The organism is bacterium (assembly GCA_021372775.1).
GTDB lineage: Bacteria > Acidobacteriota > Polarisedimenticolia > J045 > J045 > JAJFTU01.
Map to the genome: position 1 here is coordinate 13394 of JAJFTU010000408.1, position 12223 is coordinate 25616.

Below are 12223 nucleotides of genomic sequence, written 5' to 3' on the forward strand. Positions count from 1 at the left end.
GCCGGGGGAGGCCCCGGCGGAGAGCAACAATGGCGAAAGCGGCACCTAAGGGCAAGAAAGTCGTCAAGAAGCGGGAGAAGAAGAACATCCCGCACGGCGTCGCCCACATCGCGGCGACGTTCAACAACACGATCGTCTCCATCACCGATCCGATGGGGAACGTCGTCGCTTGGGCGAGCGCCGGCCGGGCCGGCTTCAAGGGCTCGCGCAAGGGGACGCCGTTCGCCGCGCAGATGGCCGCCAGCGCGGCCGTGGCCGCGGCGAAGGAACATGGTCTGCGCACGGTCGACGTCCGGGTGCAGGGGCCGGGCGCGGGACGCGAGTCGTCGATCCGCGCTCTCGCCGCCGCGGGCCTCGAGGTCCGCTCGATCAAGGACGTCACCCCCATTCCGCACAACGGTTGCCGCCCTCCCAAGCGGCGCCGCGTGTAAGGGAAGGAGCCGACCATGGGACGCTACATCGGGCCGGCCTGCCGGCTCTGCCGCCGCGAAGGGACGCAGCTCTTCCTCAAGGGGGAGCGCTGCTTCAAGGACAAGTGCGCCGTCAAGCGCCGCAACTACGCCCCGGGCCAGCACGGCAAGCGCCGCGTGAAGCTGCAGGGCTACGGCCTGCAGCTGCGCGAAAAGCAGAAGGTCAAGCGGATCTACGGCGTTCTCGAGCGCCAGTTCCGCCTCTACTTCCAGCGCGCCTCCGCCCGCAAGGGCGTGACGGGCGAGAACCTGCTCGCCTTCCTCGAGCGCCGTCTGGACAACGTCGTGTACCGGCTGGGCTTCGCCGCCTCGCGGACGCAGGCCCGTCAGCTGGTCAACCACGGGCACTTCACCGTCAACGGCCGCAAGGTCGACGTCGCCTCGTTCACCGTGCGCAAGGGCGACGTCGTCGAGCTGCGCGCCGGCAGCCGCAAGAACGCGACGCTGCAGGCCAACCTGGACACCGCGCAGGGGCGCGGGATCCCGGGCTGGCTGGCGCTCGACGCGGCCGCCTTCCGCGGGACGGTGGCGGCGCTGCCGCGGCGCGACGACATCCAGATGCCGATTCAGGAAAACCTGATCGTCGAGCTGTACTCCAAGTAAGCCGGCGCCGGCGCCCCGCGCCGCCGCACGACGGCGCGCGGCGGGCCTCTCGGAGGGTTGAAGCATGGAGAAAGGCTTTCAAAAGCCGAAGTTCCTCGAGGCGGACAAGGGCAACACCGCCACGTACGGCAAGTTCACCGCCCAGCCGTACGAACGCGGCTTCGGCACGACGATCGGCAACGCGCTGCGGCGGATCCTGCTCTCCTCGATCGAGGGGGCGGCGATCACGGCCGTCAAGATCGAAGGCGTGCTGCACGAGTTCTCGTCGATTCCCGGCTGCACCGAGGACGTCACCGACGTCATTCTCAATCTCAAGCGGGTGCCGGTGAAGCTGCACTCGCCGCGGACGGAGACGGTGCGGCTGGCGGCGCGCGGCCCGAAGGTCGTCGTCGCCGGCGACATCGCGGCCGGCTCGAACGTCGAGATCCTCGACCCGTCGGCGGTCATCGCCACCCTCTCCGACGAAGGGGCGGTGGAGATGGAGCTCCGGATCAAGCCGGGGCGCGGCTACGTTCCGGCCGACCAGAACATGGACGACGACTTGGCGCTGGGGTACATCCCGATCGACTCCGTGCACTCCCCGGTGCTCAAGGTGAACTACTCGGTCGATCCGGCCCGCGTGGGCCGCTCGACCGACTACGACAAGCTGACCCTCGAGGTCTGGACCGACGGCTCGATCGCTCCGCAGGAGGCCGTCGCCACCGCGGCGAAGCTGCTCAAGGACCACCTCTCGATCTACATCACCTTCGCCGAGCAGGTTTCGGAAGAGGCGGAAGTGGTGGACACCGAGGACGATCGGGTCCGCGAGTACCTCGACCGCTCGATCGACGAGTTGGAGCTGTCCGTCCGGTCCTACAACTGCCTCAAGAACGCGGGCATCGAAAGCGTCCGCGACCTGGTGCAGCGGACCGAGCCCGAGCTGCTCAAGACCAAGAACTTCGGCCGCAAGTCGCTCAACGAGATCAAGGAGCTGCTGGCCGACATGAAGTTGTCCCTGGGCATGCGCGTCGGCGGCCGTGGCGCCGCCCGGCCGGCGTGACGGCCCGGGAACGGAAGACGAGGCGTCTATGAATCACCGCGTCGGTTACCGCAAACTCGGCCGCAAGTCCGAGCACCGCATCGCCACGTTGCGCAATCTGGCGTGCGCGCTCATCGAGAACGAGCGGATCGAGACGACCCTGTTCAAGGCGAAGGACCTGCGCTCCTTCGCCGAGCGGCTGATCACGCGCGCGCGGCAGGACTCCGTCCACGCCCGCCGCGTCGTGGCCCGGGACATCCACGACCGGGAGATCGTCCAGCGGCTCTTCAACGACGTCGCCCCGCGGTTCATCGACCGCCCGGGCGGCTACACCCGCATCCTGCGCACCGCCCCCCGCAAGGGGGACAACGCGGAGATGGCCATCATCGAGCTCGTCGTCCGCAAGGACGCCGGCAAGAAGAAGGCCGCTCCGGCGAAGGAAGCGAAGGCGGACAAGAAGGCCCCCGAGGCCAAGCCCGCCGAGCCGAAGTCCGAGGCGGCCGCGGAGTAGCGCGTCCCGCCGGTTCGATCGACGAAGAGGGCGGCCTTCGGGCCGCCCTTTTTCGTGCGGCGCGGACGGCGACGCGGCACCCGCCGGTGCGCTACGATGGCGGCCGGCGGCTCGGGGGAAGTCCCGCTCGCCCAGGGGGAAGACGATGCGCAAGGGGGTCCGTTCGGCGGCGTGGGCCGCGATCGCTGTCTTTGTCGCGGGCGCGTGTTCGGCGGCCGCCGCGTCGCTGTCGATTCCGGAACACGGCGCGCTGCGGCTGACGCCGCCCGCGGAGTGGAAGGAAGCGGCGGTCGAAACGCCGGCGGGCGCTCCGCCGACGATCGCGTTCCGCCGCGACGGGGATGTCCGCGGGGCGCTGATGGTTTCGGTTCTCTGGAATGCCGTCGACGTTCCGAGGTTCGTCTCGGCGGAGGAACTGCGGGAGATCTGCCTTCGCGCCCGGACGCCGCTCCAAGGCGGGACGGTGGAGAAGGACCTGCCGCTGCAGCCGCTCGAGGGGCCGCAGGCGAAGGGCTTCTACTTCGAGGCGACCGACAAGAACTACGTCGCGCCGGCCGGGAAGCCGCGCCCCGACGACTATCCGACGCTGGTCCACGGCGAGCTCTTGGTCGGGCCCGCGATCGCCAGCTTCACGATCCTGACGGACCTCAAGGGAAACGTCGCCGAGGTCGAGGCGCTGGCCGCGATCCGCGCGGCGACCTTCGAGCCGGGCGGCGACGCGGCGCCGTCCGCGGAGATCGACGGCGCGGGCGTCTCTCTGCGGCTCGACCTGAGCGGCTTCGCGAGGACGGAAGGGGAGAAGCACATCCGCGACGCCTACTACAGCCTCGGGTTCTTCGTCCGCGAAGAGTCGGGGCTGAATCTGTCGATCCTCGTGGACGACAAGGGCGACATGGAATTCGCCGACCTGGAGCGGGCCGGCGTCGCGCAGAGCCGCGGCTACCTGAAGTTCCGCGCCGGGGGGAAGGTCGAGTCGGAAGCGGTGGACGAGCCGAAGGGGTTCCTCGTCGGTTTCCCGTCCGAGCTGAGCCGCGCGGACGCGGCGGGGCACTTCCTCCAGCAGTGGTACTTCGAGACGTTTCATCAGGGGAAGTGGCTCGAGCTCCACTTCTCGAAGGTCTCGAAGGACGGCGAGGACCTGGCGCCGACGAAGGCCGAGGTGCTGCGGATCGTCCGCTCGCTGCGGGACCCGCGGCGGGCGTCCGACTAGGCGCTCAGGCGGAGACCTCGCCGGCGAGCGGGACGAGGAGGCGGGCCTTGACGCGCCGCGGGTCCCGTTCGCTGCCGAGGAGGTACATCAGCTTCACGGCGGCGGCTTCGGTGGTCATGTCGCCGGCGCCGACCGCGCCGGCTTCGGCGGCGAGGCGGCCGCCGGCGTAGAGCGAGAGGTCCACGCCGCCGTGCGAGGACTGCGAGCCGACGGCGACGACGACGCCGGCCTCGTCGAGGGCGCGGATCGCGTCCGCGACGCCGCGGTCCACGACCGGCAGGTTGCCGACGCCGAACGCCTGCAGCAGCACCGCCCGCACCCCCGCGCCGGCCATCGCGGCCAGCGGCGCGGCCGGCTGGCCGGGGAGGAGGCGCACGGCGACGACGCGCCGGTCGAACGCGCCCTCGACGCGGGCGACCGTCTCCGGCCGCCGCGCGGGGACGTTGAGGCGCACGCCGGTGCCGACCTCGGCCAGCGGCGGGAAGTTGGGCGACGTGTAGGCGGCGTAGGCGAAGGAGCTGCGCTTCGTCGTCCGGTTGCCGCGGAGGAGCATCCCGTCGAAGTAGATCGCGACCTCGGGGACCGGGCGCGTCGCGAGGTCGATCGCGCCGACCAGATTGGCCCGCGCGTCGGAGCGCGCGTCGGCCAGCGGCCGCTGCGAACCGGTCAGCACGACCGGCTTCGGCAGGTCGCGCAGCAGGAACGACAGCGCGGAGGCGGTGTAGGCCATCGCGTCGGTCCCGTGCGTCACGACGACCCCGTCGTAGTCGCCGATCCGGGCGGCGATCTCGTTCGCCAAGGCGACCCAGTGGTCCGGCGTGACGTCGGACGAGTCGATGTTGCAGAAGACGCTCGCCTCGAGCTCGGCGATCTGCGCGGCCTCGGGAACGTGCTCGAGGATCGCGGCCGAAAACTCCCCGGGGGCGAGGGCGAGGTCCGGCTGGCGCGGGGTCATGCCCAGCGTGCCGCCGGTGTTGAGGACGAGGACGCGCGGTTTCATGGCGCCGCATTCTCGCGCGGGCCGGGAGAAATTTCGACCCTCCCGGCGGAGACGCGGGTACACTCCGCGCTCGGACGCCGGCCGGGCGCCGGCGCGGGAGGCGCGATGCCGCGGCGGACGGACGTTCACAAGGTCGTGGTGGTCGGCTCCGGGCCGATCGTCATCGGTCAGGCCTGCGAGTTCGACTACTCCGGAACGCAGGCGGTCAAGGCGCTGCGCGAGGAAGGGGTCGAGGTCGTCCTCGTCAACTCCAACCCGGCGACGATCATGACCGACCCCGAGGCGGCCGACCGCACCTACGTCGAGCCGCTCGACCGCGCGGCCCTCGCGCGGATCCTCGAGCGGGAAGGGCCGTGCCACCTCCTGCCGACGGTCGGCGGCCAGACCGCGCTCAACCTCGCCGTCGAGCTGGAGCGCGCCGGGGATCTGGCCCGCACCGGGACGAAGCTGCTCGGCGTCTCGATCGAGGCGGTCGAGACCTGCGAGAACCGCGAGCGGTTCCGCGAGGCGGTGGAGCGGATCGGGCTGGAGATGCCGCGCGGCGGCTTCGCGCGGCGCGCCGAGGAGGCGGAGCGGATCCGCGCCGATCTCGGCTCGTTCCCCGTCGTCGTGCGCCCGAGCTACACGCTCGGCGGCGCCGGCGGCGGGATCGCCTGGAACGCGGAGGAGTTCCGCGAGGTCGTCGCCCGCGGCCTCGACCTCTCGCCGATCCACCAGGTGCTGGTCGAGGAGTCGGTCGTCGGCTGGAAGGAGTACGAGCTCGAGGTGATGCGCGACGGCGCCGACAACGTCGTCGTCGTCTGCTCGATCGAGAACGTGGACGCGATGGGGGTGCACACCGGCGACTCGGTCACCGTCGCGCCGGCGCAGACCCTCACCGACCGCGAGTACCAGCGGATGCGCGACGCGGCGCTGGCGATCATCCGCGAGGTCGGCGTGGAGACCGGCGGGAGCAACATCCAGTTCGCCGTGGACCCGGCGACCGGGCGGCTGCTCGTCGTGGAGATGAACCCGCGCGTCTCCCGCTCCTCGGCCCTCGCCTCGAAGGCGACCGGCTTCGCGATCGCGCGGATCGCCGCCAAGCTGGCGATCGGCTACACGCTCGACGAGCTGACCAACGACATCACCAGGCGCACCAAGGCGGCCTTCGAGCCGTCGCTCGACTACGTCGTCGTCAAGGTCCCGCGCTGGGCCTTCGAGAAGTTCCCCCACGCCTCGACCGCCCTCGGCACGCAGATGAAGTCGGTCGGCGAGGCGATGGCGATCGGCCGCGCCTTCCCCGAGGCGCTGCAGAAGGCGCTGCGCAGCCTCGAGAACGGCCGCTTCGGCTTCGGCGGCGACGCGGGGCCCGTGGCGGTGGACCGGCTGATCCACGAGAAGCTGGCCACGCCGCACTGGCGGCGGCTGGAGAACGTCCGCCAGGCGCTGCTCGCCGGCTGGAGCGTGGAACGCGTGGCGCAGGCGACGCGGATCGACCCGTGGTTCGTCGCGCGCCTCGACGAGATCGTGCGGGCCGAGGGGCGGCTGCGCGCCTTCGACCTGCCGGGGCTGCCGACCGACATGCTGCGCGACGCGAAGCGGCTCGGCTTCTCCGACCGCCAACTCGCCGCGCTGCTCGGCTCGGACGAGGAGGCGGTGCGCGCGCGGCGGATCGCCGCGGGGGTGCGCCCGGTCTACAAGCGGGTGGACACCTGCGCGGCGGAGTTCGAGGCCGAGACGCCGTACCTCTACTCGACCTACGAGGACGAGTGCGAGGCGGCGCCGACCGAGCGCCGCAAGGTGCTGATCCTCGGCTCGGGGCCGAACCGGATCGGGCAGGGGATCGAGTTCGACTACTGCTGCTGCCACGCCTCGTACGCCCTCCGCGAGGAGGGGATCGAGTCGGTGATGCTCAACTGCAACCCCGAGACCGTCTCGACCGACTACGACACCTCCGACCGGCTCTACTTCGAGCCGCTGACGCTCGAGGACGTGCTGGAGGTCGTGGACAAGGAAAAGCCGGACGGGGTGATCGTGCAGTTCGGCGGGCAGACGCCGCTGTCGCTGGCGATGCCGCTGCTGCGGCGCGGCGTGAAGATCCTCGGCACCTCGCCGGAGAGCATCGACCTCGCCGAGGACCGGCGGCGGTTCGGCGCGCTCCTCGCCCAGCTCGGCGTGGACGCGCCGCGCTGGGGCACGGCGCGCAGCTTCGAGGAGGCGCGGCGCGCGGCGCGCGAGATCGGCTTCCCGCTGCTCGTGCGGCCGTCGTACGTGCTCGGCGGGCGGGCGATGTTCGTCTGCTGGGACGAGGACTCGCTGGAGTCGATGATGAAGCAGGCGGTCGCGGCCTCGCCGGAGCACCCGGTGCTGCTCGACCGCTTCCTCGAGGACGCCTTCGAGCTCGACGTGGACGCGCTCTGCGACGGCGAGGACGTCGTCGTCGTCGCGGTGATGCAGCACATCGAGTTGGCCGGGATCCACTCCGGCGACAGCGCCTGCGTGCTGCCGCCGTACCACCGGGCGGTGCGGGAGCTAGAGGACGACGTCCGCGCGCTGACGCGGCGGCTCGCGCTGGCGCTCGGCGTGCGGGGGCTGGTGAACATCCAGTTCGCGATCCAGAACGGGAAGATCTTCGTGCTCGAGGTCAACCCCCGCGCCTCGCGCACGGTGCCGTTCGTGGCCAAGGCGACGGGGCTGCCGCTGGCGCGGATCGCGACGAAGGTGATGCTCGGCCGGAAGCTGCGCGAGCTCGGCGTCGTCGAGCCGCCGCGCTCGCCGCTCGTCGCGATCAAGCGCCCGGTCTTCCCCTTCGTCCGCTTCCCCGGCGAGGACCCGATCCTCGGGCCGGAGATGAAGTCCACGGGGGAGGTGATGGGGCTCGGCGCGACGTTCGGCGAGGCGCTGCTCAAGTCGTACCGCGGCGCGGGGACCGAGCTGCCGACCTCGGGGACGGCGTTCCTCTCGGTGCACGACCGGGACAAGGAGGCGCTGCCGCCGGTCGCCGCGGCGCTCGCGCAGGCCGGCTTCGCGCTCGTCGCGACGGCGGGCACGGCCGACTTCCTGCGCCGGCGCGGCCTCACGGTGCGCAAGATCTTCAAGGTCAACGAGGGGCGGCCGCACGTCGTGGACGCGATGCTCTCCGGCGAGATCCAGCTGGTGATCAACACGCCGCTCGGCGCGCCGTCGTTCTACGACGAGCGGGCGATCCGGCTGACCGCGCTCGAACGGCGGATCCCGCTGATCACGACCCTTTCCGGCGCCGCCGCGGCGGTCGAGGGGATCAAGGCGCGCGGCGGCGCGGAGACGGTTCGCGCGCTGCAGGAGATCCCGCGCGCCTGAGCGGCCCGCGCGCCGGGCGACGGCCGCCCGGCGCGGTCAGCGTCCCGCGAGAAGCAGGTCGCGGCGCGCGAGCATCGCGTCGATCTGCGCCGCGCTGAGCGCGTCGCCGACCGACGCGAGGAGCGCCTTCCGCTCCAGCGAGGCCATCCCGGCCCGCAGCGCCGGCGAGATCTCGAGCTGGCGCCCCTCGAGCGCGACGGGACGGGAGTGATGCAGCCGGAAGGCGCGGCTGTGGTCGATCAGGTGCATCTCCCAGTCGTCGGTGGTGTAGAGGACGTTCGTCGCGTTGCGGTCCGTGTTGTAGATCAGGGCGTCGAAGACCCGCATCGCGTCGAGCTCCGCCTCGTGCCGCTCCGGATCGTCCGTCTCCAGCTTCTCGACCAGCCGCGTCTCCTCGTTGATCGCCCGCTCGATCCAGAGCTGCAGCGAGCCGGCCTTGCCGTCGATCGTCCGCTCGACGGTCGCCGGCACGAGCCCCATCCCGATCGCGCGGTCGATCCGGTAGGCGGCGATCTCGTGCGCGTAGCGGTCGGTGAAGGTGAGCTCGCGCTCCTCGGCCTTCACGTTGCCGGTGAGCGTCTGGTTGATCGTCTTGAAGATCGCGCGGCGCACGACGTTCCCTTCGCGCAGCGTCACGCGCTGCGGGTGGGTCACCCCTTCGCCGACGTCCTCGATCTTGACCACCTCGGCCGCGCGCAGGAACCGCTCGGCCTCGGCGTCCGCGGCGGCGTCGATCCGCCCCTTCTCCGGCCGGTCGTCCGGCTCGACCGCGAGCGGCGCGTACTTCCGCTCCTCGAGGCCGTAGGCGCGCGCCTCGTCGCCGCGGATCTCGAGCAGCGCCGGCCGGCCGCGGAAGACCTTCGTCAGCAGGCTCTCGTCGAGCCGCAGCAGCCGTCCGCCGAACCGCGAGACGACGGCGTGCCCCGGCGTGGCCGCGTGGCCGACGACGAGCCGCTTGCCGCCGCAGCGGGCGAGCGAGCGCTCGACCGCGGGCAGCGCCTCGCGCGCGAGGCGGCGCGCGGGGCCGGCGTCGGACTGCGGGCCGTCGGGGCGGAGCGCGAGCATCTCGGCGCCGGCGCGGAACGCGGCGAGCGTCGCGGCGAGTTTCGGATCGTCCGCCCCCGCCTTCGCCGCGCGCTCGTCGGCCGCGGAGAACCCCCCGTAGAAGTCGGTCTCTGGTTCGAGCAGCCCCCGCGCGAGGAGCTCCTTGCGCGCGAGGAGGTAGCCGCGGAGCTCCGCGCCGATCCGCGCGCTCAGGACGTCCGGAGCGGCGCCGCTCTCCGCGCCGGAGAGTCCGGCGTGGACGAAGCAGACGTCGTCGATCCGCACGGCGGACGGACGGCCCAGGAGCCACCTGCCGTAGACGCCGTCGACGTCGAACGCCGCGCGGCGCCCGAAGAAGCCGACCGGGTGGCGCCGCTCGAAGGCCGCGACGTAGCGGTCGGCGAGGCGTCCGCGGGCCTGCGCGGCGACGCGGTACCGCTTAAGCGCCGCCGCGCGCGCGCCTTGCGGCTCGTCGGCGGCGAAGGCGGCGAAGCCGGCGGGGGAGACCCGCCGGTAATGGCCGAGAAGGTTGAAGACCTCTTCCTGTCCGAGCAGGACGACGACCCGTCCTCCGGCCGCGGCGGCTTGGGCTTCGAGCCGCATCAGCATGTCGAGCGTCGCCCGCTCCCCCTCGCCGTGGCCGAGCAGGTCCCCGAGCATCACGAGCCGCGCGTCGCCGCCGCGCCAGTTCCGCCGCTCGTCGATCAGCCCCGCGCCCTGCAGCAGCTCCGTCAGCGTGCGGTCGGCGCCGTGGACGCCGCCGACGGCGACGATCCGCGCCCGTCCGGCCGGCGCCGACGCCGGGTCGGCGGGGCTCGCGGCGGGCGGGGCGGCGACCGCGCCGGGCAGCGCGGCGAGCGCGGCCGCGGCGGCGGCGAGGGTCGAGGCGAAGCCTGATTTCATCGAAGGAGCCTCCGCGGGGCGCGCCGGACGCGCCGTCTCAGGGCGATTCTACCGGCCGCGCAAGCCGCACTTGGCTAAATCCGTGGTCGCCGTAAGTTTGTGGCGAGTCGTCGAGAGGAGGCGCGCCATGTTCTTCAATATCTCGCGTCCGGACGTCTGGGTGGCCACCTTTGAAGATCGGGCCGGGGCGCTCGCCTCCAAGCTGGAAGGCCTCGCCAAGGCCGGCGCCAACTTGGAGTTCATCATTTCGCGCCGGACGAGCAACCCGCCGGGGTGCGGCATCGTCTTCGTCACGCCGCTCAGCGGCGAGGCCCAGATGCGCGCCGCGGCGGAGGCGGGGTTCCACCGGTCCGAGAAGGTCGCCTCGCTGCGCGTCGAGGCGCCCGACCAGCCGGGCTTGGGCTACTTGGTGGCCCGCGCCCTCGGCGCGGCCGGGATCGACGTCCGCGGCGTCTCCGCGGCCGTGCTCGGCGGGCGGGTGACGATGTTCCTCGCCTTCGACTCGCCGGCCGACGCGGAGCGGGCGGTCGTCCGCCTCAACGCCCCGCTCTGACGCCCGGCGTTCCTCACGGCTCGTCCTGGGGGGAGACGACGATCCTGTTCGCCGCGGCCTCGCGGGCGAAGGCGACGATCGCATCCGCGCGCTCCTGCGGCATCTCGTCGAAGCGCACGCCGATTCCGGGCATCGAATACGGGTCGCCCCAGGGGACGACCCGGCGGACGACGCCCGCGATCGGCGCCGCGCCCGCGACGTCGGGCAGGACGAACGTCGCGCGCTCTCCCGCCTCCCACGGCTCGACGCAGTAGAGGAAGCAGCCGGAGAGGGAGACGTCCACGACGACCGTCTTCGAGGCCGAGGCGGCGTCGAAGGCCGGCCCGCGGCAGAGGAGGGCGGGGAGCGACGCCGCGATCCGCGCCTCCGAGCGCAGTTTCCGCGCGCGGAAGACGGCGCAGTCCCGCGCGACGAACGTGCCGAGGCCGCCGAGTTCCCCTTCGGTCTTGCCGAAGTAGAGCGCGAACGCCTTGCCGGCGGCGGCGTCCCACCGCACGCGGACGACCGGATAGAGATCGACGAGATGCCGGATGATCCCCTTGCCGATCCGGTCGGCGGCGACGAGGGTCGGCACGTCGAGCGCCAGCCCGTTGACCGGCTCGCGGAACAGCGTCTCCCGCATCTCGACCGGGTTCGCCGCCGTCAGGCAGGCCGCGCCGCACGCCTCGATCTCCGCGCGCAGCGCGTCGCAGGCCGGTCCCGGCCGAGCCATCAGGATCAGGCGGACGTCCCGCATGCGGCCTCGCGGCAATTTCCCCGGTCGAAGATAAAGTGCCTTTCGGCGGCCCGCGCGACAACACGCGCGCGCCGTCGCGGACGCGTCCGCCGCGGAAAGTGCGAGATCGGACGACGCCGCGCGCCGATCAGTCGCCGAAGACGGCGACGCGTCCCCTCGGCCGAAGGGACGCGTCGTCCGCCGTCCGGGACTCAGGGGTTCCGCAGGTCCACTTCGCGGACCCAGACGCCGCCGCTCGACGCGGCCCGCCCGGCGAGGCGCGAGGCCAGTTCGGCGAAGCGGCTGCGCCGCGCGGCCGGCGACGCCCCCTCGGCCGGCAGCGCGCCGAGACCGCCCAGACCGCGGAACCGTTCCGCGGCGGAACGGGTCATCGCCAGCGCGATCGTCGGCTCGTCCTCGCGCGGCCGCGCCATCGCGGCCGTTTCCTTCTCGAACTCGGTCCAGCGTTCGCGGCTGGCGACGATCAGCATCCGCTCCGTGCCCCCGGCGCTGGTGACCTTCCAGGCGACCGGCTCGCCCGGCGTTCCGTCGGGCCCTCTGACCGGGCCGGGGAGGACGTGCGGCCCGGCGGGGAGCGGGTTGCCGAGGACCGCGCCGGCCAGCGGGAAGAGGAGGAACGAGTCGCCGGCGGCGTCGATGTCCACGACGTAGAGGTGGACCGGCGCGGAGGCCTTGAACTCCATCGTGATCAGGTCGCCGAGCGAGAGCTGCGCCCCCGGCAGGAGCGCCTGGCGGGCGCCTGAGGCGTCGGTGCGGAAGAAGGTCGCCTCGGCCGTGAAGTCGGCCGCCGCGGCCCCGAGCAGCTCCTTGACCGAAGGGAGGGCCCCTGTCGCGGCCGGCGCGGCGGCGGACGACGC

Annotated in this window: 11 protein-coding genes; 7 read left to right on the top strand and 4 right to left on the bottom strand. The window is 72.6% G+C overall.

The features are described from left to right. Window positions 1-29: 29 nt before the first annotated feature. The 5 genes from rpsK to LLG88_14060 all read left to right on the top strand — a co-directional run bounded on the left by rpsK (window position 30) and on the right by LLG88_14060 (window position 3812). A complete protein-coding gene (gene rpsK / locus LLG88_14040) occupies window positions 30-431 on the top strand; it encodes a 30S ribosomal protein S11 (GenBank protein ID MCE5248029.1) in 402 nt (133 codons plus the stop codon). Window positions 432-446: 15 nt separating this feature from the next. Next, a complete protein-coding gene (rpsD, locus tag LLG88_14045; GenBank protein MCE5248030.1) occupies window positions 447-1073 on the top strand; it encodes a 30S ribosomal protein S4 in 627 nt (208 codons plus the stop codon). Between the two features lie 64 nt (window positions 1074-1137). Next, window positions 1138-2112, top strand: coding sequence for a DNA-directed RNA polymerase subunit alpha (locus tag LLG88_14050; protein MCE5248031.1), 975 nt, complete (start codon window positions 1138-1140; stop codon window positions 2110-2112). Window positions 2113-2140: 28 nt separating this feature from the next. Next, window positions 2141-2602 carry a 50S ribosomal protein L17 gene (gene rplQ, locus LLG88_14055; GenBank protein MCE5248032.1) on the top strand — a complete coding sequence of 154 codons (462 nt, stop codon included), beginning with the start codon at window positions 2141-2143 and terminating at the stop codon, window positions 2600-2602. 145 nt (window positions 2603-2747) lie between these two features. After that, complete coding sequence (locus LLG88_14060) at window positions 2748-3812, top strand: hypothetical protein (GenBank protein ID MCE5248033.1); 1065 nt, start codon at window positions 2748-2750, stop codon at window positions 3810-3812. A gap of 4 nt (window positions 3813-3816) precedes the next feature. Here the strand turns inward: LLG88_14060 and LLG88_14065 are convergent, their stop codons facing one another. Further along, window positions 3817-4812 (bottom strand): asparaginase, encoded by a 996-nt coding sequence (locus LLG88_14065; GenBank protein MCE5248034.1) that lies wholly within the window; start codon window positions 4810-4812, stop codon window positions 3817-3819. Window positions 4813-4917: 105 nt separating this feature from the next. Between LLG88_14065 and carB the strand changes: the two genes are divergently transcribed. Then, window positions 4918-8130: a carbamoyl-phosphate synthase large subunit gene (carB, locus tag LLG88_14070; GenBank protein MCE5248035.1), complete on the top strand. Its 3213-nt coding sequence runs from the start codon at window positions 4918-4920 to the stop codon at window positions 8128-8130. Between the two features lie 36 nt (window positions 8131-8166). On the opposite strand, the gene LLG88_14075 is transcribed toward carB, so the two are convergent. After that, window positions 8167-10077, bottom strand: coding sequence for a hypothetical protein (locus tag LLG88_14075; protein ID MCE5248036.1), 1911 nt, complete (start codon window positions 10075-10077; stop codon window positions 8167-8169). A 127-nt stretch (window positions 10078-10204) separates the two neighbouring features. On the opposite strand from LLG88_14075, the gene LLG88_14080 reads away from it, so the two are divergent. Next, a complete protein-coding gene (locus tag LLG88_14080) occupies window positions 10205-10630 on the top strand; it encodes an amino acid-binding protein (GenBank protein MCE5248037.1) in 426 nt (141 codons plus the stop codon). 13 nt (window positions 10631-10643) lie between these two features. Here LLG88_14080 and LLG88_14085 read toward each other — a convergent pair whose 3' ends face one another. Both LLG88_14085 and LLG88_14090 read right to left on the bottom strand, forming a co-directional pair. Next, window positions 10644-11366, bottom strand: a complete 723-nt coding sequence (locus LLG88_14085) for a PilZ domain-containing protein (GenBank protein ID MCE5248038.1) — start codon at window positions 11364-11366, stop codon at window positions 10644-10646. A 191-nt stretch (window positions 11367-11557) separates the two neighbouring features. After that, window positions 11558-12223: DUF4384 domain-containing protein (locus tag LLG88_14090; GenBank protein MCE5248039.1), on the bottom strand; the 666-nt coding region annotated here is incomplete at its 5' end.